Here is a 25,212-nt window from a genome sequence, read left to right on the forward strand (position 1 = left end):
TTCTCGCGACCAGCCATTTTCGGCTCAGCATGAAACGAATCTCAACAACCTTGTTATGATCACACCCCTCCTAGAAACCGCATTTTCAGGCAAGACCATGGCCCGTCGTTTCACGGAAAAAAAACTCGTCATCGCCAGCCATAACAAAGGCAAGATCAAGGAGATCGCCGAACTTCTCGAACCTTTCGGGATCGAGGTCTTCTCGGCTGGTGAACTTGATCTTCCCGAACCCGAAGAAACCGAAAAGACCTTTATTGGCAATGCCCAGCTGAAATCAACGGCGGCGGCCAATGGGGCCAATCTGCCCGCCCTTGCTGATGACAGCGGCCTTGCCGTTTCCGCGCTTGATGGCGCACCGGGGATTTATTCGGCGCGCTGGGCCGGGCCGGACAAGGATTTCGACATGGCGATGGAGAAAGTCCAGAACGGTATTGGGTCGCACCCGGACCGCCGGGCATCCTTCATCTGTGCCCTGTCGCTGGCCTGGCCGGATGGCCATGTCGAGAATTTCGAAGGTCGGGTAGAAGGGGAAATCGTCTGGCCCAAACGCGGTCCGCATGGCTTTGGCTATGACCCGATTTTCCAACCCAAGGGTTACGCCGAAACCTTTGGTGAAATGGACCCGGCGAAAAAGCATGAAATGAGCCACCGGGCTGATGCCTTCCGCCAGTTGGTCAAGGCCTGCTTCGAAGACTGATTTCAGGTTTAATCACCTGCATTGAACTTATGCACGCATCGCGGATGTCATCATCGGCGGTGCGTGTTAGTTTATCGGCCAACATTCCCGCGTTTGAAAAGAGTCCCGCGTGTCCGCAGCCTCAAGTGAAACCGTGCCGTTTGGCATTTATATCCACTGGCCATTCTGTCTGTCGAAATGCCCCTATTGCGATTTCAACAGCCATGTGGCGAACAGCGTCGATCACGTGCGCTGGCGCAAGGCGCTCCGGGCGGAGCTGGCGTTTGGCGCTGCCCGCCATCCGGGGCGGACAGTGGGCTCAGTGTTCTTTGGCGGCGGCACGCCATCCCTGATGGATCCGGAAACTGCCGGGGCCTTGATTGACGATATCAAGTCCTTCTGGCCGGTGACGGATGATCTTGAAATCACGTTGGAGGCCAATCCGGGTACGGTCGAGATTGACCGGTTTTCGGCCTTTGCCGCCAACGGCATTAACCGGGTGTCAATTGGCATTCAGGCCCTGAATGACCGCGATCTCAAGTTCCTTGGTCGCTTGCACAGTGCCGAGGAAGCCATGCGGGCTTTGGATGTCGCGACTTCGGTGTTTGATCGTTTTTCCTTTGATCTGATCTATGCAAGGCCGGAACACGATCCCGAGGCCTGGCGCAAGGAACTGCGTGAGGGGCTTGAGATCGCCAATGGCCATATCTCGCTCTATCAGCTGACCATCGAGCCGGGCACACAGTTCTATACCCTGCACCAGCGCGGTGATCTGGTGGTGCCGGGCGAAGACCTTGCGACCGAACTTTACGAGATCACCCAGGAAGAAACCGAGCGGGCTGGCTATCGTTGTTATGAAGTGTCCAACCACGCCAAACCGGGGCAGGAAAGCCGCCATAACCTCGTCTACTGGCGCTATGGCGATTATCTTGGCATCGGTCCGGGCGCGCATGGCCGCGAGGCGGTGGTGGGCTCAGATGGCACCACCACGCCAATGGCGGTGCGCCGTCACCGTGCGCCGGATGTCTGGCTGGATCGGGTCGAACAGCATGGTCATGGCACGCAGGAAGAAACCACGCTTGAGTCTGATGAACGTCTGCTTGAAATGGTGATGATGGGCTTGCGCCTGAATGAAACCATCCCGACCGCACGGTTTGACCGCATCATCGGCAAGGGACCGCGTGACGTTCTGGCGCAGGATCGGCTGAAAACCCTTATCGAGTCTGGTGATCTGATCTGTGATTCCGCGGGTCTGCGTGCGACCGATCAGGGCAGGAACCGTTTGAACGGTGTTCTGGCCTATTTGTTCGACCACGCGGTGTGATGCCCAAACCCGCAAAACGCCAAGAAAAACCGTGTGATTGTCAATGAAGGCGCAGGCGCCTGATTTAGTTTCACCGAACCATCAAAAAGTTGGTTGACACTTAAGCCTGACCGCGTATATTCCGCCCCGTTCCGGCGGGAAACCCCGGACATTACCTAAGCCCCTATGCCCAGGTGGCGGAATTGGTAGACGCGCTGGCTTCAGGTGCCAGTGGCCTTAAGGTCGTGGAAGTTCGAGTCTTCTCCTGGGCACCATACCCCAGCACATTTCTGATGTGCTGGGGTATTGTCGTTTTGGGGCTGATTTTCGTTGTTTCATCGATAATTTTGGTCATCCTGAAAGCCAGTCTCCAGTTTTGTAGTGGTTGGGGTGCCGATGAGCGAAAGTGATAAAGAGATAAAAGGCCCAAAAGTTCCGGCCAAAGAAGTTTGCACTGCGCCAGGTTTCCGGTTTTTTGAGCGGCACTGGAAGATTTTTGACTTCTTGTTTTTTGCCTCTAACCTTGCGCGTACCCAAGATGAGTCTCGGAAGATTGCGTTAAAGGCTCTCTCACTAGCTGATCCAGAAAAGTATGATGTTGGAAGTGACAAAGAAAGGCGGGGCGCTTTCAAGCGATTGCAGCAATTTCGAGATTATCAAACCGAAAATATGTGCATACGTCTTTCTGACAACTTCTTATGCTACCTCTCTGAGATTATTCAGGCATGTGCGTTGAAAAACCCGAACATAATAAAATCAAAAGAACAATTATCAGTTGAAGATATTTTAAACTTCAAGAGAAATAAGGATATTATAAGATTTGTTGTTGATAAAAAAATCAACGGACTTACTTACGGTGGTGTAAATGATATTGATAATTTTATTATGAGTAGAATTGGTTTTTCAATTTTAGAAGACGAAAATGCTAAGAATATAATTTCATATTCAGTAAATTTAAGAAACCTTTATACCCATAACAGAGGGATTGTCGATAATATTTTCAAGAGAAAGATGAAGGGTAATAATCTTTATTCACCATGTGATGTTGGTGATCTATATGAGGTCGATTATGATGATTTGGTTGTTATCGCCAACAATTATTACAATATATGTCAGGAGCTAGATTTATTTGTTTCTGAAAAATTTGGTTTGAAGAGGAAAAGATTTTCCACATGGGCCAAGAGTAAAACCATGTAAACCTATACTAGGAGTTTTTAAGCTCAGTTCCTCCAATTACCCCGACTTTTGCGATGCGATGCGCGGTTTGCTGTGTTAAGAACAGGCAAATTCTGACATTTGGAGAACCGCGATGACCAATTTCCTCCATCTCGGAGATCTGCCCGATGACCTTGACCTTGGAAAGGTTGTGGCCATTGACAGTGAGACCATGGGCCTTAATCCGCACCGCGACCGTTTGTGTGTCGTGCAGCTTTCAAGCGGGGATGGCAACGCCCATCTGGTCAAGTTTGATGGGGAAGATTACAGCGCGCCGAACCTCAAAAAACTTCTGGCTGATGACAGCGTTCTCAAGCTGTTTCATTTCGGGCGTTTTGACATCGCGGTGATGGACAAATATCTCGGCGTGCGTTGTGCGCCCGTCTATTGCACCAAGATCGCGTCTAAACTAGTGCGCACCTATACCGACCGTCATGGTTTGAAGGATGTGTTGCGCGAAACCGTCGGCGTCGAGATTTCCAAGCAGCAGCAGAGTTCTGACTGGGGCGCGCCTGAGCTTTCCAAGGAACAGATCGATTATGCAGCGTCTGATGTGCTCTATCTGCACAAGGCGCGTGAAGAGCTTGATCGTCGTCTGGTGCGCGAGGGGCGCATGGAAATGGCACAGGCCTGTTTTGACTTCCTGCCGATGCGCGCAACCCTTGATCTGGCCGGTTGGGAAGACACCGATATCTTCGCTCATTCATAACGATGGCATGAAATCGGCATAAGCCCGGTTAACCGCCTGTGAAGATTGCGCATGCTAGGGAATTGACCCCCATGCCAAGCGGGTTCATAGTTTTGGCCCAATGAACTTGCATATTGGGTCGAATGCCCTATTTCCGGGCGGGAAACGCTAACAAGAAACAAATGACAGTGACCCCAGACGTGTCCAAAGAGTCCTCCAACCTGCCTGCACCGGCAACGGAAGCCGATCTTGTCATCGCGCGCCGCGTTCTTGATATCGAAGCAACTGCTCTGCGTGAGCTTGCAGAATCGCTGAATGGCGAGTTTTGCGATGCCATCAACCTGATCGAGGGCCTGAAAGGCCGACTGGTTGTCACCGGCATGGGCAAAAGCGGCCATATCGCCAAAAAGATTGCCGCAACCTTTGCCTCAACCGGCACGCCGTCGTTTTTTGTCCATCCCGCCGAGGCCAGCCACGGTGATCTGGGCATGATCGGCAAGGATGATGCGGTTCTGGCCCTGTCCAATTCCGGTGAAACCCCGGAACTGTCCGACATTATTGCCTTTACCCGGCGTTTTAATGTGCCGCTTATCGGCATGACCCGCAAACCGCAAAGCTCGCTTGCCAAGCAGTCCGATTGCCCGCTTGTTTTACCGGCAAGCCCGGAAGCCTGCCCGAACAAGCAGGCGCCGACGACCTCCACCACGGCGATGCTGGCCCTTGCCGATGCGCTGGCCGTGACATTGATGGAGCGGCGCGGCTTTTCATCCGAAGATTTCCGCACCTTCCATCCCGGCGGCAAGCTTGGGCAGCGGTTGCTGCATGTGTCTGATGTCATGCATGGGGCCGATACCCTGCCATTGATCAAACCTGATGCCCTGATGTCCGAGGCGCTTGTCACCATGACCAGCCATTCATTTGGCTGTGTCGGTGTGGTTGATGAAGCTGGCGTTCTGGCCGGGATCGTGACCGATGGCGATTTGCGCCGTCATATGGCTGACAATCTGGTGGCGATGAAGGTAGGCGATGTCATGACCGCCGGTCCGAAAGTGACCAGTGCCGATGCGCTGGCGGTTGAGGCGCTTGCCATCATGAATGATCGTTCGATCACGTCGCTGTTTGTCCTTGATGACGCTGGTGTGCCGGTGGGCCTTGTTCATATTCACGATCTGTTGCGTGTCGGGGTGGCATAACGCATGAGCAACGAGGGCACGCCAAAGGTCGAAAATAGCGACGAAAGCAAGGTCGAAGCGCGTGAGAAACGTCATGCGCGCGGCTTTTCGCGGGATCGCACGCCCTCGGCACGGCGTAATGTGCGGATCAATCCGTTCCGCCGTGTCATCGTCAACATGCTGAAATTCGTCCTGCCGCTGATCGCGATGACGATCATGGCGCTGGTGGTCCTGTGGCCACAGATCGAACAGGTTCAGGATAGCGGCTTTCGGCTGGGCTTTTCGACCTCGCCCGAGGATCTGATGGAAAATGTCGCGATGAACAATCCGCGCTTCTTTGGCGTCGATGGCAATCGTCAACCCTTTACGGTGACGGCGAGCGAAGCGGTTGAAACCGGTGCAACCGAAACCCGGCCTGATCATATTTATCTGGCCGGTCCGCAGGCCGACATTACGCTGAATGACGGATCGTGGATTGCGATGACGGCGAATGAGGGGTTCTATACCGAAACTGACGGGATGCTTGATCTCGTCGGGACGGTGAACATGTACCACGATAACGGCTTTGAAATTCATACCGAGGAAGCTGAAATTGCCATGAATTCCGGCAGTGCCAGCGGAGAGGTACCGGTGGCCGGGCAGGGGCCGTTTGGCACGATTGCGTCCGATTCCGGGTTTGAGCTTGAAGACAAGGGGGCGGTGATCCGCTTTTTGGGGAAATCCCGTCTGGTGATTTTCGACAGTGCACTGAATTCAACGGAGCAATGAGAGGGAAGTCATGATTGCGATGCCGCATCTCGCCCGCAAGACTGGAACGCTGCTGACAACCCTTATGCTGGGGGCTGCCGTGATCGGCTTGTCCGCCACGGCACATGACGTTGCGGCCAACCCGCTCGGGCTGGCGCAAAATGGCACGGGCGGGCTTGAGGTCGAGTCTGATAACGGCATCGAATGGCGCCGCAATGAACAGGTTCTGATCGCGCGTGGCAATGCGGTGGCCAAGCGCGGCACATCGCGCGTTGATGCCGACGAGCTGCAGGCGCTGTATCGTGATCGCGACGGCAATAGCGAGATTTACCGAATCATCGCGACCGGCAATGTCAAATTGTCATCCGATACCGATGTCGCGGTGGGGGATCGCGCGGTCTATGACATTGACGAGGCTGTGGTGGTACTGACTGGTGATAACCTGAAATACACCACGCCAACCGAAACCCTGACCGCACGTGACAGCCTTGAATACTGGGAAACCCAGCGGGTTGCAGTGGCACGCGGGGATGCGGTTGCAGTGTCCGAGGATCGCACATTGCGCGGCGATGTTTTGACCGCGCGCTTTGAGGCCGGTCAGGCAGGCGCGAACGAATTGCGCCGTATTGACGGCCAGGGCAATGTCAATATTCGTACTGCAACAGAGTTTGTTGTGGGTGATCAGGGTGTTTATGATGCGAAAACAGGTATCGCCACCCTGATCGGATCGGTTAAGATCACCCGCGGAGAGAACCAGTTGAACGGGGATCGTGCCGTTGTCGACCTTAATACCGGGATCAGTCGTCTGACGGCTGACGGTAGTGGCGATGGCAAAACCCGTGTTCGGGGCCTTCTGGTTCCGCAAAAAGACGAAAACAACAGCCCGGCCAATGCCGGGGACGGTAACTGAGAAAGGTCGGTCATTTGTTCTGGTCGCGCAAAAGCGTAAAAACCGACAACGCAAAGGCGCAAGCTGTATCTGGCAGCGCACAGCCATCTGACGGCGGGGCAGCCGGCCCGCGCCTGATTAGCACCAACAAGGGTCTTGTGGCACACAATCTGGGCAAAAGCTTCAAGAAGCGCCCGGTGCTGAAAGATGTCTCCGTGTCGGTGCAGCGCGGTGAGGCGGTTGGCCTTCTGGGCCCGAACGGTGCAGGCAAGACCACCAGTTTCTATATCATTACCGGCCTGATTGCCGCAGACCGTGGCACCATTTCCCTTGATGGGCGCGATATCACGATGATGCCGATGTATCAGCGCGCCCGCATGGGAATCGGCTATTTGCCGCAGGAAGCCTCGATCTTCCGGGGCATGACGGTTGAACAGAATATCATGGCGGTTCTTGAAGTGGTCGAGGATGACCGCATCAAACGTGAACAATCGCTTGAAGACCTTCTGGCGGAATTTGCCATCGAACATTTGCGCCGCACACCGGCCCTGGCGCTTTCGGGCGGGGAACGCCGCCGTTGCGAGATTGCGCGCGCCCTTGCGGCTCATCCGAACTTTGTTTTGCTTGATGAACCACTTGCCGGGATTGACCCGATTGCAGTGGGCGATATTCGTGATCTTGTACGTCATCTGAAAGATCGTGGCATTGGGGTCTTGATTACTGACCACAATGTGCGCGAGACTCTCGACATTATTGACCGGGCATATATCTTGCATGATGGTCGGGTTTTGATGGAAGGTGGTCCTGAGGAAATCGTTCGAAACGACGATGTACGCAGGGTTTATCTGGGCGATCGTTTCAGCCTTTGATAATGCCGCCGGACCGTCAATGAAGTCTTGGGGGGAGTTCGGATTGACACGGGGTAGTGGATAAATGGCCCTGAAGGCGCGTCTGGATCTACGCCAGTCCCAGTCACTTGTCATGACTCCCCAGCTGCAGCAGGCAATCAAACTGCTGCAATTCAATAATATTGAGCTTTCCAATTTCATCGACAGTGAACTGATGGAAAACCCGCTGCTGGAGCGGGCTGACCCCGGCCAAACCTATGCCGAGGCCGGCGACGGCGCGGTGGGCAATGGCGATGAAGGGCTTGATAGCCGATCCAATGACAATTTTACCGATCGCGATGACCAGTTTGGCACCGACCGTCTGACGGCCAGTGAAACCATGGGCAGTGACGACGGCCCGCTGGATGTATCAAGCGATGCGCTGTATGGCGGCGAGGGTGAGATTACCCGCAATGGTGAACCGGTTTCGGGCAGTCATGATTATTCCGCCCCCTATAGCGGCGGTGCAGGTGGCGCTGGCGGCACGGGTGGTGGCTCGGCTGCGGGGGGTGATGACCTTCCGGGACTTGAACAGACACTGGCCGATGAAGCCACACTGCGCCAGTCGCTTGATGATCAACTCAACATCGCCTTTGCCGATGCCATGTCGCGCATGATTGGTAGCTATCTGATCGATATGCTTGATGAGAACGGCTATATCAGCGGCGAGCTTGTCGAGGTTTCCGAAGACCTTGAATGCGACATCACCGATGTCGAGCGGGTTCTGAAAGTCATGCAGGGCTTTGATCCGGTCGGCATCTTTGCCCGTGATCTGTCGGAATGTCTCGAGCTTCAATTGCGCGAACTGAACCGGTATGACCCGGCGATGGCCGCCCTTCTGGCCAATCTGGAATTGTTGGCCAAACGCGACTTTGATCGATTGCGCCGTGTTTGCGGGGTCGATTCGGATGACCTTCATGACATGATCGCCGAGATCAAAACCCTTGATCCGCGCCCGGGCAAGACCGCCGATGGCGAGGTCGCGACCCCTGTGATCCCCGATGTCCTGATGCGGGCTGCCGGCAATGGTAACTGGCATCTGGAACTTAATTCCGAGGCCCTGCCAAGGGTTCTGGTCAATGAAGACTATGTTGCACAGATCGGATCGGGACTGCGCGACCGCGAAGAGCGCGGGTTCATGAGCGAAAAGCTGCAAAGTGCCAACTGGCTGGTCAAGGCCCTGCATCAGCGCGCGACCACCATCATGAAGGTGGCCAGCGAGATCGTGCGCCAGCAGGATGGCTTCTTTACCCACGGGGTCGGGCATCTGCGCCCGCTGATCCTGCGTGACATTGCTGAGGCGATCGGCATGCATGAAAGTACGGTTTCGCGCGTGACAAACGGCAAATTCATGTCGACCCCGCGCGGCATGTTCGAGCTGAAATACTTCTTCACCACGGCAATTTCATCTTCGGACGGTGGTGATGCCTATTCGTCAGAGGCGGTGCGCCATCGGATCAAGTCATTGATCGATAACGAAGATCCCAAGAAGATTTTGTCGGATGACAAACTGGTTGAACTTCTGGGCAAGGAAGGGATCGACATCGCGCGCCGAACAGTGGCAAAATACCGTGAAGCGATGCGCATTCCTTCGTCAGTGCAGCGTCGGCGCGAGAAAAAATCACGTGCATCCTAGCACGAATTTATCGAAAAAAAGTACCTTAAGGTGCTGTAATTCAAGGGAACATACCCATATCTTGACTTGGTAATGACGAGGGCATATGGTGCGCCCACCTGAGAGAGGGGCACCAAACTTCCACATGGACTGGTAAGTCACTCAACCGGGGATAGGCGATCCATGCAAATTACGGTTATCGGTAAGCAACTTGACGTCGGCGAAGCATTTCGTCAGCACGTCGTCGAGACCTTGGACCCTGCAGTAGAGAAGTATTTCGATCACGCGATCGAAGCCACGGTGACCGTCACCAAACAGGCACATCTCTATCACGCGCAGATATCGGTCCATGTCGGCAAAGGCATGATGGTTCAGGCAAAGGCATCCGCGAACGAGGTTTATCCCGCGTTTGATTCGGCCTGTGACAGAGTAGCCAAACAGTTGCGGCGTTATAAACGGCGCCTGCGTGATCATCACGCAACCCGAGACCATTATGAGGAGGCTCGCCTGGAAGCGATCCATTATGTGATCGAACAGGAAGATGAAGATCAAACGGATGACAATCACGACGGTTTTGAACCGGTGATTGTTGCCGAGACACCCGATCGCATCGATACGCTTTCCGTTGGGGAAGCTGTCATGCGGCTCGACTTGGGGGACATTCCGGCACTGATGTTCCGGAATGGCAAACATGGCGGACTGAATGTTGTCTACCGTCGTTCGGACGGCAATATCGGATGGTTGGACCCAAACGATAGTGAAGCGAGCGGCGCGTGACTGACACAGATTCCGAGCCAAACAACGCAACGCGAAAAATGGACATATCATCGATTCTTACTCCGTCCGGAGTTATCCCGGCACTGCGTTCCGGCGCGAAGAAGGCTGTGCTTGAGGAACTTGCCGAAAAGGCTGCCGAAGTTACCGGTCGTCCTGCAAGCGAGATTTTCTCTGTCCTGCTTGACCGTGAAAAGCTCGGCAGCACCGGCGTTGGTGGTGGTGTTGCGATTCCGCATGGCAAGCTCAATGATCTTGATCGCCTGTATATGGTCTTTGCCCGTGCAGGCAATCCGATCGAGTTCGATGCCGTGGATGAACACCCGGTCGATCTGTTCTGCATGCTGATTGCACCCGAAGAAGCCGGTGCCGATCATCTGAAAGCACTGGCACGGATTTCCCGTCTGCTGCGCAATCAGGGCATGTGTGACAAGCTGCGCGGAGCCGGTTCGGCCGATGCGATTTATGCACTGCTGACCCAGGACGAGGCCGAACAGGCCGCGTGAAACGGTCAGTGAGTGGCGGGTAACCCCCGTAACCGATACAAGATTTAAAAAACCGGACGCCATATCAGGCGTCCGGTTTTGTTTTGGGGTCTTGTATGGCGTGGCGGTTGCTCAGGCCTCGGCAGCTTTGGCGTCCTCGGCTTCCTTGACGTCAGTCAGTCGACCGGCAAGAACAACAAGATAAAGGACCGGAATACCGATCACGGCGGTACCGATAAAGAACCAGCTATAACCGACCATATCGACCGCCGTGCCCGAGAACCCGGCAAGGATTTTGGGGAACAGGGTCATGATCGAACTGAAGATCGCATATTGCATGGCGGTAAAGGATATGTTCGTCAGCCCGGAAAGGTAGGCAATGAAGGCCGCCGTGGCGAGACCACCGCACAGGTTGTCGCCCATCACAACCACGATAAACATGGTCGTATCCGCCCCGATCTGGGCAAGTATGGCAAACAGAACGTTGGAAATGGCGGCAAGAAATGCGCCGAGAAACAGGATTTTCAAAACGCCATAGCGGACCGACAGCACCCCGCCCAGGAAGCTGCCGCCAATGGTCATGAACAGACCGAATGTCTTGGAGACGGCGGCGATTTCTTCCTTGGAAAAGCCAAGGTCGGTATAGAACACATTGGCCATGACACCCATGACGATGTCGGCAATGCGATACACGCCAATCAGCACCAGAACAACGATGGCGGCCTTGCCATAGCGATCAACGAAATCCTTCACCGGCGAGATGTAAGCTTCCTGCACCATTCCGGTCGGTGTCAGACCGACGCGCGTTGTCAACCAGGCAACCAGAATGGCAAAGGCAATGGCAATACCGAGCTTAAGCGTGCCGGCGATAAACCCGGCGAGCTCCTTGATCATGCCGCCTTCAGTCAGTGAGGTACGCAGTGGATCAGTGATGTTTCCCGCGTAATAGATCGCTGCGACAAAGGCGATGACCGTGACGGCAAACATCGTGAGAAAGCGGGCATAGTCTGATGTTTTGTGGAAAAACTTGCTTTCGAGGCGTTGGATATCAGGTTCGCTGACCAGCAGGGTGGTGATGACGCCGATACACATGGTAAGTGCCATGCAGCCATAGGCTACCGTCCAGGCATAATGCTGATAAACGCCTTCGGCTTCAAACAGACCGGCGATGGTCAGCGCCCCGGCGCCAGCAATGATCATGCCGATGCGATAACCACCGATATAGGCCGAACTCATCATTGCCTGCAGGTCGGCCTCGGCCGCCTCAATGCGATAGGCATCAATGACGATGTCCTGTGTGGCGGATGCAAAGCCAAGGGCGACAGCGGCAAAGGCCATCATGGTCAGGTTTTGCGCCGGATCAGTCAGTCCCATCCACAAGATGGCGGCGATAATCGCGATCTGGGATATGATCAGCCAAGATCGCCTGCGGCCCATAATTTTGTGCAAGACCGGGAAGGGAAGCCGGTCAATCAGCGGAGCCCAGACGAACTTGAAGGAATAACCAAGGGCGGCCCAGCTGAAATAGGTGACAGTCGACCGATCGACACCCGCTTCGCGCAGCCAGATCGACAGGGTCGAGAAAATCAGAAGGATGGGAATACCTGCCGACAGACCCAAAAACAGCATCGTAATGACACGTGGATGGATAAAGGCGCCGAAGGCCTCGCCCCAGCTTCGTTTTTCTGCGCTGCGCATCGATTTCCCCCAACTTGAAGCATGCTGGCATGAAGCTAGGGCAAACAGGTTAAGGAAACTGAAAGCGAAAGAGCGTCAAATAACCCTATTTCAATCAACCATTCTGGAGAATGTATTATTGCCTGCGTCGGTCTGTTTACACTTTGGGCATTCGTGCACGTCCTTAGGTTCTCTAGTACCATAAGGTGTTCTGTAACCAACTTTAAGCATTGGCGTAGGTGGGAATTGGCAGCGACATAGCGGGTAACCTAAACTTTGAGCAATTTGAGATTCTGCTATCAAAAGTTGAGACTTTGATTGTTCAATTGTCAGATCAAGCGCCTCTTTCTTGGAGGCGTCAGGCAATACATCTTTTGTTTCTTTGATGATGGCGAGGATTGAGCGGACGCTATCGAACGCTGCCTTGATTGCAAAAACTTCATCTACCATCGTTGCCTCGCTTATGCTCCAAGAGTGACCCTGATAATTAGAGCATGACATTTTGAAAATACAAAACTCGTGATGAACTTTTAGTTGAGTAAAAGCCAAATAAAAAAGACCGATCCATGTGGACCGGCCTTTTTGAATTTTGCGTGGCAAGAGAAAGGCTTAGCCTTCTTTCTTGCGGCTTTCGCGCTTACGAACGTTCGGATCAAGGTGCAGTTTACGGATACGCACGCTTTTCGGGGTGACTTCGACCAGTTCGTCGTCCTGAATGTAGGACAGGGCTTCTTCAAGCGACATGCGGCGCGGCGGGGTCAGGGTAACAGCCTCATCCTTGCCTGATGCACGGACGTTGGTCAGTTTCTTGCCCTTAAGCACGTTGATCTCAAGATCGTTGTCGCGGTTATGTTCGCCAACGATCATGCCCTGATAGACTCGCTCGCCATGTTCAACGAACATGATGCCGCGGTCTTCAAGGTTAAACAGTGCATAGGCAACCGCTTCACCCTGATCGTTGGAGATCAGCGCACCGTTACGGCGGCCCGCGATGGAGCCCTTGACCGGACCATAGGAGTGGAACACGCGGTTCATCACGCCGGTACCGCGGGTATCGGTCAGGAATTCACCGTGATAACCGATCAGGCCACGCGAGGGTGCGATGAAGATGATACGGGTCTTGCCGCCACCAGAAGAACGCATGTCGGTCATTTCGGCCTTGCGCAGGCTCATTTTCTCGACCACGACGCCGGAATATTCCTCGTCCACGTCAACCTGGACTTCTTCGAACGGCTCGGACAGAACGCCGTCGATTTCCTGGAACAGAACGCGCGGACGCGAGATCGACAGCTCAAAACCTTCGCGGCGCATGGTTTCAACCAGAACACCCAGCTGCAATTCGCCACGACCGGCCACTTCGAACGCATCCTTGTCGGCGGTTTCACCGATCTTGATGGCGATGTTGCCTTCGGCTTCGCGCTCCAGACGGGCGCGGATCATGCGCGAGGTAACCTTGTCACCTTCCTGACCGGCCAACGGCGAGTTGTTGACCGAGAAGGTCATCGCCAGGGTCGGCGGATCAATCGGCTGGCTTTCGATCGCGGTATTAACTTCGGTCGAGCAGATGGTGTCGGCCACGGTTGCTTCGGTCAAACCGGCAATCGCGATGATGTCACCAGCAACAGCTTCGTCCTGCGGGACACGTTCCAGACCGCGGAAGCCCATCAGTTTGGACAAGCGGCCGGTTTCAACCGTGCCATCACCGCGCAGAACCTTAACCGGCATGTTGAGTTTCGCACGGCCCTGATAGACGCGACCGGTCAGAATACGGCCAAGGAAGTTATCGGCGTGCAGCATGGTCGCCAGCATGGCGAACGGGGCGCTTTCATCAACGTCCGGTGCCGGAACGTGGCTCAGAACCAGTTCCATCAGCGGGGTCAGGTTGTCTTTCGGGCCTTCCGGGCTTTCTGCTGCCCAGCCATCACGACCGGATGCATACAGAACCGGGAAGTCGAGCTGTTCTTCGGATGCTTCGAGCGATACGAAAAGATCGAAGATCTCGTCGAGAACTTCCTCGGCGCGCTGGTCCGGGCGGTCGATCTTGTTGATGACAACAATCGGCTTCAGGCCGAGTTTCAGTGCCTTGCCAAGAACGAACTTGGTCTGCGGCATCGGGCCTTCGGCCGAGTCAACCAGCAGGACAACGCCTTCAACCATGGACAGGATACGCTCGACCTCACCGCCGAAATCGGCGTGGCCCGGGGTATCAACGATGTTCACACGGGTGTCGCCCCACTGAACGGCCGTCGGTTTCGCGACGATGGTAATGCCACGTTCACGTTCCAGGTCGTTGCTGTCCATGGCGCGTTCGTCAACACGCTGGTTGTCACGATAGACACCGGACTGACGGAACATGGAATCGACCAGCGTGGTTTTGCCGTGGTCAACGTGGGCGATGATGGCGATATTGCGCAAGCTCATGGGCGCGGACTCCAGAAATAAAAATGCCGCGCGCCGGGGCATGCCCATGCGCATCGGTCAGTAAGTAAGTGTTTCAAGGCCAGTAGATATTCAGCAACACCCGCATTGGTTGCCGTGCACCGGTAGCACCGGCGGGAAACCCACATCAACGTATGTGCTGAATGTTTACTGGCCCGGATCGTTTATCTGCAGATATGCCCGAAGGCCGCCCTGTCATAGCCAATGTGAAGGCGAAAGGCCAGCGTTGTAAGCGCCATGTCGGGTTGATTATTCTGCAATGCGGGCTGTTTGCGCCAAACTCTGGACAAAGTCAATGGTTGTGTTGCGCTGCAGCGCCATGCGAATCCGGCCTTTGCGCAAGAAAAAACGGGACGGCAACGATTTGTTGCCGTCCCGTGAAATCTTCTGAGCGTGATCACTTTTTATATAAGGAAGTGATCAGATCGCTTTTGTGATCAGTTCTTTCAGATCCGCATCCGGGCGTGCACCCATGTGCGAAATGACCTCGGCGGCGCAAATTGCGCCCAGCTGACCACAAATCTCAAGGGTGTGACCCTGCGTGTAGCCATACAGGAAGCCAGATGCGAACAGATCGCCAGCACCGGTGGTATCAACGACTTTGGCGACCGGCTCGGCACTGATTTCGTAAAGCTCGTCCTGGCTTACGATGACAGCACCTTTTTCACTGCGGGTAAGTGCAGCGACACGGCAATGCTTGCGGACCTCTGCCAGCGCTTCTTCAAAGGTTTCAACCTCATACAGCGACTTGATTTCGTCCTCGTTGGCAAACAGCACGTCGATATGGTCATCGACCAGCTCGCGGAAGGACTCACGGTGGCGGTCAACGCAGAAGGAATCAGACAGGCTGATCGACACCTGACGACCAGCGTCATGGGCGATCTTGGCGGCCTTGACGAAGGCATCCTTGGCTTCCGGACGGTCCCAGAGATAGCCTTCCATATATGTGACTTTGGCGGATTTGATCAGATCTTCGTCAATGTCATCCGGACCCAGCTCGGTGCAGGCACCAAGGAAGGTGTTCATGGTGCGGTGACCATCCGGGGTAACAAAGATCAGGCAGCGCGCGGTCGGAGCACCGTCTGTTGCCGCCGCAGAATTGAACGAGACACCGATCGCGCGGATATCGTGGCGGAAAACCTGACCGAGCTGATCATCACGGACCTTGCCGATATAGGCACCCTTGCCGCCAAGGGCTGCGATGCCTGCCATGGTGTTGCCAGCTGAGCCACCCGACATTTCAAGGCCCGGACCCATTTGGTCGTACAGATTGTGTGCCGTGGGCGCATCAATCAGGGTCATGGCGTTTTTGACAAGCTCCAGGCGCTCGAGGTCTTCTTCCTTGCAATGGGCAAGGACATCAACAATCGCATTGCCGATCCCAACGACGTCGAATTTGGTGTCGTTCATGTAGTGTCTTCCTGCTTTTGGTTTGAACGGCACCGTGACAAACCCGGTAAGCCGCAAGGCGGGTGAGATGACGCAAGGCCATGTTCAGGCGCCTTTGTTTTGGACTGCTGCGGAGTATAGGGAATGCATTTTTCGGTGCAAGTCCTGCAACTGTTTCGTCCCCGGTCGTTTAACCTGTCATTAACATCCAGAAAAACTACAAAAGATGTTTTTTCGGATGCAGATCGGCAAATTTCGATCTTGGAGCGGTCCGAAATCAAAACCAAAGGTCGAGAAATTCGATTTCGAACTCGCGCCCTTACAGACGGTTTAACGCAAACCCCCGGAAATCAACGGTTCGGGCTTTATTTAGTCTTTTTGCAGGTACAGCCGCGCGATGGCACCAAAATTAGGCCGAAATTGCCAAAACAAGCAAATTTACATGACTTTGAGGCGTTGATTTCACCCTTTTGGTATGGGTGATGATATCAGACAGACCAGTTTGTCGTGAAATAAGAATAATTACATCAAGCTATAAATTAAATAATAGAGTTATTCATTTAACTCTATATTGCAAATAGTGGCATTTAGACGCCAAAGCTATCCGCTAGACGGGCCACGCGATTTTGGACGCCAAACCGATGAATTCCGGTGCGAATTAAAGGATTTCTGATGGAACGCGGGGGTTATTGGTCGGGGAAAAGCGGGATCGGATCGTTGTTATCGGTTGATCCTGTGTCGTCCTTGGCAGCCGAGCCCGATACGCTGCTTTCGGTCCTCGCGATCGGGTCCTTGTTAACACCATCCTGACGAAGCCGATCGCGTAATTCTTCGATCACGGCCTCTATCCGGGCGCGATGAAGCGGGTCTTCGCAGCGTTTGACGAACTGTTCAAAGGCACCAAGCGCCATATGGTCCTGATCCAGGCGGGCATAGAGCGCGCCCAGCTGATGCCAGAGACCTTCATGCTCTGGCGCGATCAGCAAACTGTGTTCGACGACACGGGTCGCGAGCTCCAATTCACCGGCGCGAAGCGCCCGTACCTTTATGTTGTTTTGAAGTCGTAACAAAATATCGATGTCAGAAGATGGCCTGTAGTGTTGCGGTGCCAATTCGGCATCCAGACCACTGAAAGACTTTAAAAGTTCACGCAATTCAGCGGGACCGAGGCTGATCGCGCCATGGAACGGATCGATCATCTTGCGTTTGCCATTGGCCTGCACGCGCAGCAGGAAATGACCGGGAAAATCAATGCCGGTGACCGCAATGCCGCACCGGCGCGCGGCATGGATATAAAGCATACCCAGCGCAACCGGCAGGCCGCGCTTGCGCTCAATCACCTGCATCAAATCGGCATTGGCCAAATCGTCATAGTTTTCTGCATCTCCCTGAAAGCCGTTGCGTTCGGCGATCACGGTTTGCAGGGCACGGACAACCTGATCAATGGTCGGTTCGGCTTCCTTGTCATCAACGGGAAGCGACTGATGGTCGCCGTCCACTGCCAGATCGGGCTGCAAGGTCAGCCCGGCCAACTCGGCACGGACCTGATCAGCCAGATCATCAAGGATGGCAAGGAACGGCGCGATGTCGCGCTTGTGGGTGCCGTTTGACTGGTTCAGACGGGCAAAATGCAAGGCTGCCTCGGCCACACTGGCGTCAGGCTTCTTGCCCTTGCCATAATCGACAAGCCATTGGCGATCCGCATCGGTCGGTGCAGTTATGTGGCTTACGCTGCTGATGGCTCATGTTCCTTGTCGAATGGCATCGTTTTTCAGTCGAATGTGACTGACAACCCGTTTGACATAGCTGGTGTCGCGGGCGTGCGAAATGACACGATTGCGTTCAAGTTCATCCTGGGCAATGCCCATCAGATGGACAGTCCCGTTCACAGTCTCGATGCTGTAATTGATCGCGAAAACATCGCCATCAAACATCAGGGCGGTCTTGATCTTGGTGGTGATCAACAGATCGCTCGCATTATCCACGAGCGTCATGCTCTCGCCGATTTCAATCTCGTTATGAACACTTTTGACCCCGTCAACCTGCCAGCTTAGGCGTACCGCTTCAAGCTGATCACTGACGGTGGGAACCTGGCCTGCCAAAAGAACTTCACCTTCAACCACTTCAATCTCGATATCGAGAAACAGTTTTTCGTCCTGTGCCAGAAACTTCTGCCAAATCTGGGCGGTAATCGCCGTGTCGTTGACCGCCCCGTCAAAGCCGCGTTCCTGAAAGGCAGCGACACCGGCAGTTGCGCCTGCCCCGACCACAACGGATGCAGGTGTGCATCCCGAAAGTGGTAAAATGCATATGCCTGTCAGCAGAAGTGCTTTGGCTACGCCATGCAGTCGGTCGACCATTCTTTTTGGTGACATTTACGGATGTCTCGTCCAGTTCCCCCAGTCTCACAAGAGCCATCATGGCGCGTGGGGGTTAAAGAGTTTTAAAATCCGAACTGCTTTATCAGCAAAAATGCATTTTTCTGCAAATTCACGCGATGGCTGGATATATCAGGCCTACGATCAAAAGGTGTTGTCAGCAAACAATTCCGCCCAGCGCCCGGGTGACACGCCATAGGTCTGGCGGAAATGACGGTTAAAATGGCTTTGATCGGCAAAACCGGTTTCTGCTGCAATCCCGGCCAGCGGTTGGCCGAGCTCCATCAGTGCGCGCGCCTTTTGCAGGCGGCGCATCATCAAATAGCGATAGGGGGTTGTCCCGAACCGTGTGCGGAAATGCCGGGTCAGGCGAAAACGGTCCATATCGGCAACGCGTTCAAGCTCATCGGACTGCACCGGGCGGTCGTAGTTATCTTCCAGAAATGCGCGTACCTGATCCATGCTTTGACTGGCCGTAAAGCGCGGGCGTTTGAGCGGTGCCTTGGCGTGCAGGGACAGGCGCTGGGCGATGTCGCTGACAAACTGATCGCGCAAAAGCGGATCCATGTCGCTTTCAAGTTCGCCCAAAGCAGACGCCATGATCGACCACAAAACCGGGTCCTGAATAACCGGTTCGCCTACGAACGGCAGGGGATCAGATTCGTGATCAAGGCCGGATCGCAGCAATGCCGGTTCAAGATACAGCATGCGATATTGCAATCCGTCCTCGGTTCCGGCCCCGCCGTCATGCAGTTCGTCGGGATGCAGGATGATGATATTGCCCGGATTGCTGGCGCGAAATTCCCCACGATAGTTGAAGGTCTGAATGCCTTGCAGGGTGATGCCCAGCGCATAGGTATCGTGGCGGTGCGGGGTGAACATATTTCCATAGAACAGGGCTTCGATCCGCTCGATCCCGGGGGCGTTCGGTGCCGCGATAAAGCGTTCGCGCTTTTTGCACAAACGTTCAATACCACGATCATCTGCCTGTTCTATTGCTTCTTGCATCACCGGATCATCCGACCGATTGGAGGAAGTTAATGTTTGATACCAAAGTCGCCCTCATTTTGCGCAATGACCTTGAAACTTGGCAATCCCTGAATGTGACAGCGTTCCTGATGAGCGGGATTGTCGCCCAGACGCCTGATATCATTGGCGAACCCTATATCGACGCCAATCAAAATATCTATAACCCGTTGTCGCGACAGCCCGCCATCGTCCTGGCTGCCGATGGTGACACCATCGCGAAAATTCATAAGCGGGCCCTAAATCGCGGGGTCAGGGTATCGGCCTATATCGAAGAAATGTTCGCTACCGGCCATGATGCAGCCAATCGCGATGTTTTTGCCAACGCAGACCCGGAAACGGCAAGCTTCGTTGGCCTTGGCATTCATGCTGACAAACGCAGTGTGGACAAGATTACCAAGGGTGCGAAGATGCATCCTTGAGGTCAAATGGCGGGGATGCCTGTCAGGAAACCTGCCAGGCATTCTTCAGATGCTCGATCCGTCCCAAATTTCGGACAATCATCAGATCAAGGCGCAAATCACCTGCGTGGCCGATCTTGCCTGCATAGGCTTCAAGTGCACGGGCGATGCGATTTTGCTGTTTGGGGGTAATGGCATGCAGGGCGGTTTCACGGTCGGTACGGTTTTTGACCTCAACAGCGACCATGACATTTCCGCGCCTGGCGATGATGTCGATTTCACCGACCGGGGTTTTGTGACGGGTTGCCAGAATGCGGTAGCCCTTCAGGCGCAGCCAAAAGGTGCAGAGTGTTTCTGCCCGGCGTCCGGCCTTTTCCGCCCGCTTGCGGCTTGATGTGTCATCAGGCAACGGGCGGGATCGGGCCATGGTCAATCCGCGTCCGACTTGGCGAGCTCAAGGGCGCGATTATAGAGATCGCGCTTTTTAAGGCCGGTTTCGCGGGCCAAAATATCAGCAGCCTCCTTGGTGCGGTGGGTTTTGATCAACTCGCTTAAGCGCTGATCGATATCCTCGGCACTTGGTTCGTTCTTGCTGGCATCGGCGGGACCGACGATCACCACGATCTCGCCTTTGGGCGCGCCGGCCTCATTATAATGGGCGGCCAGTTCATCAAGCGTGCCGTTGCGAACTTCCTCAAACATCTTGGTCAGTTCGCGGGTTACGGCCGCTTCGCGCGTGCCGCCCAGCATTTCGGCCATATCGGCCAAGCTTGCGGCCAGCCTTTTGGGGCTTTCAAGAAAGATCAGGCTGCCCGGAATCGGCGCAAAACGTGTGAGTTCCTTTTTGCGCGCCATGGTTTTGGGTGGCAGGAAGCCTGCATAAAAGAAGTGATCACTCGGCAGACCCGACAGGACCAAAGCCACAATCGGTGATGCCGCACCCGGGGCGGCAGTGACGTTAAATCCTTCTTGCTTGCAATCACGTACAAGCTTGTAGCCCGGATCATTGATCAGCGGTGTTCCGGCATCGGAAATCAGCGCCAGTCCCTGGCCCTTGCCAAGGCGGTCCATGATTTCAGGGCGCATTTTTGCGGCGTTATGTTCGTGATAGGCGATTCGCTTGGTTTTCACGCCATAGCGCGACAGCAATTTGCCCGATGTTCGGGTGTCTTCGCACAGGATCACATCAGCACGTTTGAGGATTTCAAGTGCTCTGAACGTAATATCGCCCAAATTTCCGATTGGAGTAGCGACAAGATAAAGACCAGCTGAAAGCGGCAAATGGCTTTCATCATGTTTACTTGCATCCTCGCCCGCATTACCCTGCGGTCGAAACGACTTATCTGGAGGTGAGAGTGGGTTGTCCGAAACGTCATCCGTCAAAGAACCGGATGCAGAAAGAGGCGCTGCCTTGTGACGCGTTGTCAGATCAGGATCGGTTTTCGGATCTTTTGCCGGCTTGGGGCCGGATCGCGCGCCGGACGGCATCTGTGGTTGTCCTCTCTCTCGGGCTGAGCGCATGTAATGCGACCACGAGTATCACGGACCTTTTCGGCATGCAACGTGATGGGGCTCCGGTTGAAAGCGCCAATCAGCCTGCGCCCAATACCGTTGATCCCACCAGCGCGCCTGATCAGGGCCTGATCCCTGATGCCAATCCCTGGCCGAGCGACGCCGCCTTGCCGGAAGGCGAGGGTGCCGAACTGCCGATGCTTTATAACGACGATGCTGCTGCCTTTGAAAAACGGGTCGCGTTGTTGTTGCCGCTCTCGGGCCAGCACGGGGAACTTGGCCGTGCGATGCGTCATGCGGCGGAACTGGCGATGTTTGACATTGCCGGTGATGACTTTGTTCTGATGCCGATTGATACGGCCGGAACCTATCAGGGTGGCCAAAATGCCGCGCGCGAGGCGGTTGATGCCGGGGCAAAGATGATCCTTGGCCCGCTATTTGCCGAATCGGTCAGCGGCGCCAGCGAAGTGGCCAAATCGGCCAATGTGCCGGTCGTGGCCTTTTCCAACAATCGTCGGGTGGCGGAAAGCGGTGTCTGGGTCAATGGCCTGATCCCAGAAGACCAGATTGCCCGTGCGGCTGGATATGCCACGACACAGGGGCGCTATCGTTTCGCAGCACTGTTGCCGCAGAACGATTATGGCCGCCAGATCGCAAGTGGGCTTAATACCGTTGTCTCGCGCATTGGCGGGACACTTGGCCGGGTGGCGTTCTATCAGCCCGGTTCGGAAGATTTGCAACAAACCATTCGTGACTTTGCCAATTATGACGCGCGCCGTGCGAACCTGCGCGCCCACAAGGCACAGCTTGAAGCCGATGGCAGTGCCGGGTCCAAACGTGCACTGCGTCGTCTTGAAGGGGTTGATACCTTTGGCGATCTTGATTTTGACGCCTTGATCCTGCCGGCCACCGGTGGTGAATTGCGTCAGGTCTCCTCGCTTCTGGCGTACTTCGACGTCGATCCATCAGTGGTGCAATTTATCGGAACGTTTGGCTGGAACGATCCGGGCCTGTTTGCCGAACCGGCACTCAAGGGCGGGATTTTTGCCGCGCCTAACCCGGAAAACTGGGAGCTGTTTGCCGCCCGCTTTGAGCGCACCTTTGGCAGTCAGCCACCACGTATTTCAAGCTTGGCCTATGACAGCACAGCGCTGGCAGCCCTGATGGCGCGTGATGAAAACAATATGAGCCAGCAAACGCTGACCAACCCAAGCGGGTTTGTCGGGGTGGACGGTATCTTCCGCCTGACCCCGGACGGCCAGTCCGAGCGGGGTTATGCCATCATGCAAATACAGGCCGATGGCGCAAAGGTGATTGCACCCGCGCCCGCAAGCTTCGATCAGGTATTCTGATCCGGATTTGATTAAGTCCTGAACTTTCAAACACCTGCCGGATCAAGCTTCGGCAGGTGTTTTGTCTTTGTAATTGCACAGATCATTGACGATGCAGTCGCCACAGCGCGGCTTGCGCGCCTTGCAGATATAACGGCCATGCAGGATCAGCCAGTGATGGGCATGGGTCATGAAACGGGCCGGAACCTTTTTCAGCAACGCCTTTTCAACGGAAAGCACGTTTTTACCATTGGCCATGCCGGTCCGATTGCCCAGACGGAAAATGTGGGTGTCGACCGCCATGGTATGTTCGCCCCAGGCGATATTGCGCACCACATTGGCGGTCTTGCGACCGACACCGGGCAGTTCTTCAAGCGCTTCCTGATCATTGGGAACAACGCCACCGTGCTTTTCAACAAGAATCTTGGCGGCTGCCATCACGTTCTTGGCCTTGCCACGATACAGCCCGATGGTCTTGATATGCTCGATCAGCGCTTCTTCGCCAAGATCCAGCATGTCCTGCGGGGTCGCAACGATCTGAAACAGCTTTTTGGTTGCCTTGTTCACGCCGACATCAGTTGCCTGTGCCGATAGCGCAACCGCGACCAGAAGAGTATAGGGGTTGGTGTAATCAAGCTCCCCTTTTGGTTCCGGGTCCGCATCAGACAGACGCTGGAAAAACTCTTCGATGGCGGCTTTGTTCATCGGGCGGGCCATAAGAACGTCCTTATCAAGATTGACCGGTTAAATGTTTCGGGAACCTGATGGTGGAGGTCCGCCGGAATGTTTCACAGCTTTCAAAAACGAGCTTTTCAGGTTGAGGTCCGGTAAGTCCAATTTTTGCAAGCATGTAGTTTCTGAATTCTCTTGAGAACACCGACTTGTTTTCAAGCCGCTTGGCCCAACGCCAAGACCGGCTTGTTGCCCGTTTGACAATTCTGCTACGCATTTCGGAAGAGAGATCGGAATGGTCCTCGAGTAGATAAGCAAGCGCAAGGTTAAGGTCGTGTAATACCTGTGCGCCCGCGCCATAACCCGACAAACGGCTGCCAGCTTCTTTGGGCGCAAATGCTAGAACGAGCGGAACCTGAACGAAGTCGGCGATGCGAGAGACGCGCAAGCACAGCGAATAGTCCTGAATAAACACCCTGTCGTCAGAGCCGCCGACTTTTTTGGCAAGTTCAGTTCGGACAAGTACGCAGCTTGGATTGAAATGGGCTTTTTCAATCATTGTCGCGATCGCTGTCTTGTTTGGTATCGGTTTTGGGCTGCCAAGATTTGCGGTTGGGTTCTGATACGTATCAGAACTAACCTCGACCTCTTCGATGCCTGAATGTGCCAATCCGGCGCAGGTATCTGTGATTGCACGTAGCAAAAGTTCTGTAGAATTCGGGCACAATACGTCGTCGCCGTCGACGAATTTGATAAAATCCCCGGTGGTCGCATTAATCCCGGTGTTGAAGGCGACCGACGGGCCGGAATTTTCGATCGAGATAATTCGTATATTGCGGTGCTTGCTTGCATAGGCTTCGATCCGTGGCAATGTGTCATCCGTAGAACCGTCGTTAACCAGAATGATCTCGCGGTCAAAATCACCTGTTTGGGCAAGCACGGCATCGAGCACAGGTCGAATATACTCTTGCTTGTTGAAAAGTGTTATAACGTAACTGACTTTGGTCATTGATTTTACCGCGATGAAGGATAAGCAAGCTGCCAATCTAGCGCTTGTCGGCGCAATGTAAATGGCGTTGGGTTATTGGTGCCCCAAACCCTTATCTTGGTATCACCGAGCATTCGAGAAACTGCAAATGCCAAACGTGCCGCGTTCCGCAAAACCGATCTTTCGGGTGGATTTGTTTCCGCCGCGATCGCTGTCGCGCCGAGCGGCGCGCAATATCGTCCTGTTTCTGGCCGCCCTGACCACGACCATCGGGTTTATCTTCTGGTCGGTGGGGGCCTGGCCGGTGATCGGGTTTTTGGGGTTTGATGTTGTCTTGCTGTCACTGGCGTTCTATTTCAGCTTCCGCTCCGCGCGGCAGGAAGAACGGATCGAGCTTGCACCGGGCAACCTTCGGGTGACCCGGATTTCTGTGCGTGGTGAACGTCAGGAATTTGATTTTCAGCCTTATTGGCTGCGCGTCGTTCATGAGCGTGGCGAGGATGAGCAATCTGCGTTGTTTTTGCGTACGCATGGCAAAAGTCTCGAAATTGCGCGTTTTTTAGGTGCTGATGAAAAGGAAAGTCTCGCGATCAAGCTTGAGGCCGTCTTGCGCCAAACCCGCTGTAATCCTGCCGATATCCCGGTCTAGTCGATCTGATCTGAATGTTTTGCAACCCGGTTATGAGACAATTCGAAAGCCGGGTTTTGCCCGCAAAAAACCGGTGATTTACGTTGATTTTGCCGGTTTAGAGGGGCTCTCACGGCTGTGATTGGATCAAAATTGCGGTTTAAAGGCAAAAAACACCCAAGATTCCCCACTTTGAGCGCTTGCGACTTTGTGGTGACTTTCATATATAGGTTCGCGGGGTAACGAAGAACCCCCAGAAAAATTACGTGTATTACAACCATTGGTCCCAGGAGGTCCTGCGCGGCGCTTCATTTCGGAGG

At 54.5% G+C, this 25,212-nt stretch carries 26 protein-coding genes and 1 tRNA gene; 16 read left to right on the top strand and 11 right to left on the bottom strand.

All coding sequences use genetic code 11. The annotated features are described in order from the left end of the window. Positions 1-97: 97 nt before the first annotated feature. The 12 genes from rdgB to ptsN all read left to right on the top strand — a co-directional run bounded on the left by rdgB (position 98) and on the right by ptsN (position 10,472). Positions 98-697 carry an RdgB/HAM1 family non-canonical purine NTP pyrophosphatase gene (gene rdgB / locus HED22_RS05725; protein WP_167720039.1) on the top strand — a complete coding sequence of 200 codons (600 nt, stop codon included), beginning with the start codon at positions 98-100 and terminating at the stop codon, positions 695-697. Between the two features lie 109 nt (positions 698-806). Then, complete coding sequence (hemW, locus tag HED22_RS05730; protein ID WP_167720041.1) at positions 807-2,000, top strand: radical SAM family heme chaperone HemW; 1,194 nt, start codon at positions 807-809, stop codon at positions 1,998-2,000. 167 nt (positions 2,001-2,167) lie between these two features. After that, positions 2,168-2,254: transfer RNA gene (locus HED22_RS05735), tRNA-Leu, on the top strand. Between the two features lie 121 nt (positions 2,255-2,375). Further along, a complete protein-coding gene (locus HED22_RS05740) occupies positions 2,376-3,176 on the top strand; it encodes a hypothetical protein (protein ID WP_167720043.1) in 801 nt (266 codons plus the stop codon). Positions 3,177-3,288: 112 nt separating this feature from the next. Next, entirely contained in the window at positions 3,289-3,903 is a 615-nt protein-coding gene (locus HED22_RS05745) for a ribonuclease D (protein WP_167720045.1), read from the top strand. A 161-nt stretch (positions 3,904-4,064) separates the two neighbouring features. Next, a complete protein-coding gene (locus HED22_RS05750) occupies positions 4,065-5,075 on the top strand; it encodes an SIS domain-containing protein (RefSeq protein WP_254869797.1) in 1,011 nt (336 codons plus the stop codon). Between the two features lie 3 nt (positions 5,076-5,078). Next, positions 5,079-5,822, top strand: coding sequence for an LPS export ABC transporter periplasmic protein LptC (lptC, locus tag HED22_RS05755; protein ID WP_167720047.1), 744 nt, complete (start codon positions 5,079-5,081; stop codon positions 5,820-5,822). 10 nt (positions 5,823-5,832) lie between these two features. After that, positions 5,833-6,711 (top strand): LptA/OstA family protein, encoded by an 879-nt coding sequence (locus tag HED22_RS05760; RefSeq protein WP_167720049.1) that lies wholly within the window; start codon positions 5,833-5,835, stop codon positions 6,709-6,711. 14 nt (positions 6,712-6,725) lie between these two features. Continuing rightward, positions 6,726-7,559, top strand: coding sequence for an LPS export ABC transporter ATP-binding protein (gene lptB, locus HED22_RS05765; protein WP_167720051.1), 834 nt, complete (start codon positions 6,726-6,728; stop codon positions 7,557-7,559). A gap of 64 nt (positions 7,560-7,623) precedes the next feature. Continuing rightward, positions 7,624-9,213: an RNA polymerase factor sigma-54 gene (rpoN, locus tag HED22_RS05770; RefSeq protein WP_167720053.1), complete on the top strand. Its 1,590-nt coding sequence runs from the start codon at positions 7,624-7,626 to the stop codon at positions 9,211-9,213. A gap of 162 nt (positions 9,214-9,375) precedes the next feature. After that, the gene (raiA, locus tag HED22_RS05775) at positions 9,376-9,969 is read left to right on the top strand and encodes a ribosome-associated translation inhibitor RaiA (protein ID WP_167720056.1); all 594 of its coding nucleotides are present in this window, start codon (positions 9,376-9,378) and stop codon (positions 9,967-9,969) included. Positions 9,970-10,007: 38 nt separating this feature from the next. After that, entirely contained in the window at positions 10,008-10,472 is a 465-nt protein-coding gene (ptsN, locus tag HED22_RS05780) for a PTS IIA-like nitrogen regulatory protein PtsN (RefSeq protein ID WP_044829846.1), read from the top strand. Positions 10,473-10,583: 111 nt separating this feature from the next. Here ptsN and HED22_RS05785 read toward each other — a convergent pair whose 3' ends face one another. From HED22_RS05785 to HED22_RS05800, 4 genes are all read right to left on the bottom strand, one after another. Next, on the bottom strand, positions 10,584-12,149 hold the full coding sequence (locus HED22_RS05785) for an MFS transporter (protein ID WP_167720058.1): 1,566 nt from the start codon (positions 12,147-12,149) through the stop codon (positions 10,584-10,586). Positions 12,150-12,239: 90 nt separating this feature from the next. Next, the gene (locus tag HED22_RS05790) at positions 12,240-12,578 is read right to left on the bottom strand and encodes a hypothetical protein (RefSeq protein ID WP_167720069.1); all 339 of its coding nucleotides are present in this window, start codon (positions 12,576-12,578) and stop codon (positions 12,240-12,242) included. 159 nt (positions 12,579-12,737) lie between these two features. Beyond that, positions 12,738-14,549, bottom strand: coding sequence for a translational GTPase TypA (gene typA / locus HED22_RS05795; protein WP_167720071.1), 1,812 nt, complete (start codon positions 14,547-14,549; stop codon positions 12,738-12,740). Between the two features lie 438 nt (positions 14,550-14,987). After that, positions 14,988-15,977: an adenosine kinase gene (locus HED22_RS05800; RefSeq protein WP_167720073.1), complete on the bottom strand. Its 990-nt coding sequence runs from the start codon at positions 15,975-15,977 to the stop codon at positions 14,988-14,990. A 123-nt stretch (positions 15,978-16,100) separates the two neighbouring features. On the opposite strand from HED22_RS05800, the gene HED22_RS05805 reads away from it, so the two are divergent. Continuing rightward, on the top strand, positions 16,101-16,439 hold the full coding sequence (locus HED22_RS05805; protein WP_167720075.1) for a hypothetical protein: 339 nt from the start codon (positions 16,101-16,103) through the stop codon (positions 16,437-16,439). 203 nt (positions 16,440-16,642) lie between these two features. On the opposite strand, the gene HED22_RS05810 is transcribed toward HED22_RS05805, so the two are convergent. From HED22_RS05810 to HED22_RS05820, 3 genes are all read right to left on the bottom strand, one after another. Beyond that, entirely contained in the window at positions 16,643-17,605 is a 963-nt protein-coding gene (locus tag HED22_RS05810) for a transglutaminase-like domain-containing protein (RefSeq protein WP_167720077.1), read from the bottom strand. Between the two features lie 93 nt (positions 17,606-17,698). Beyond that, positions 17,699-18,331, bottom strand: a complete 633-nt coding sequence (locus HED22_RS05815) for a BON domain-containing protein (protein ID WP_254869798.1) — start codon at positions 18,329-18,331, stop codon at positions 17,699-17,701. 147 nt (positions 18,332-18,478) lie between these two features. Next, positions 18,479-19,342, bottom strand: a complete 864-nt coding sequence (locus tag HED22_RS05820; protein ID WP_167720079.1) for an AraC family transcriptional regulator — start codon at positions 19,340-19,342, stop codon at positions 18,479-18,481. A 32-nt stretch (positions 19,343-19,374) separates the two neighbouring features. Between HED22_RS05820 and HED22_RS05825 the strand changes: the two genes are divergently transcribed. Further along, positions 19,375-19,782, top strand: coding sequence for a DUF2000 family protein (locus HED22_RS05825; protein ID WP_167720081.1), 408 nt, complete (start codon positions 19,375-19,377; stop codon positions 19,780-19,782). A 22-nt stretch (positions 19,783-19,804) separates the two neighbouring features. Here HED22_RS05825 and HED22_RS05830 read toward each other — a convergent pair whose 3' ends face one another. Both HED22_RS05830 and rsmI read right to left on the bottom strand, forming a co-directional pair. After that, on the bottom strand, positions 19,805-20,188 hold the full coding sequence (locus HED22_RS05830) for a YraN family protein (protein WP_167720083.1): 384 nt from the start codon (positions 20,186-20,188) through the stop codon (positions 19,805-19,807). Between the two features lie 2 nt (positions 20,189-20,190). Further along, a complete protein-coding gene (gene rsmI, locus HED22_RS05835) occupies positions 20,191-21,249 on the bottom strand; it encodes a 16S rRNA (cytidine(1402)-2'-O)-methyltransferase (RefSeq protein WP_167720085.1) in 1,059 nt (352 codons plus the stop codon). Positions 21,250-21,317: 68 nt separating this feature from the next. On the opposite strand from rsmI, the gene HED22_RS05840 reads away from it, so the two are divergent. Continuing rightward, positions 21,318-22,625 (top strand): penicillin-binding protein activator, encoded by a 1,308-nt coding sequence (locus HED22_RS05840; RefSeq protein WP_167720087.1) that lies wholly within the window; start codon positions 21,318-21,320, stop codon positions 22,623-22,625. A gap of 42 nt (positions 22,626-22,667) precedes the next feature. On the opposite strand, the gene nth is transcribed toward HED22_RS05840, so the two are convergent. Further along, positions 22,668-23,309 (bottom strand): endonuclease III, encoded by a 642-nt coding sequence (gene nth / locus HED22_RS05845; RefSeq protein WP_167720412.1) that lies wholly within the window; start codon positions 23,307-23,309, stop codon positions 22,668-22,670. 25 nt (positions 23,310-23,334) lie between these two features. Continuing rightward, a complete protein-coding gene (locus HED22_RS05850) occupies positions 23,335-24,285 on the bottom strand; it encodes a glycosyltransferase family 2 protein (RefSeq protein ID WP_167720089.1) in 951 nt (316 codons plus the stop codon). A gap of 127 nt (positions 24,286-24,412) precedes the next feature. On the opposite strand from HED22_RS05850, the gene HED22_RS05855 reads away from it, so the two are divergent. Continuing rightward, complete coding sequence (locus HED22_RS05855) at positions 24,413-24,913, top strand: DUF2244 domain-containing protein (RefSeq protein WP_167720091.1); 501 nt, start codon at positions 24,413-24,415, stop codon at positions 24,911-24,913. Positions 24,914-25,212: the final 299 nt, after the last annotated feature.

Source organism: Thalassospira sp. HF15 (genome assembly GCF_011806525.1).
Classification (GTDB): Bacteria; Pseudomonadota; Alphaproteobacteria; order Rhodospirillales; family Thalassospiraceae; genus Thalassospira.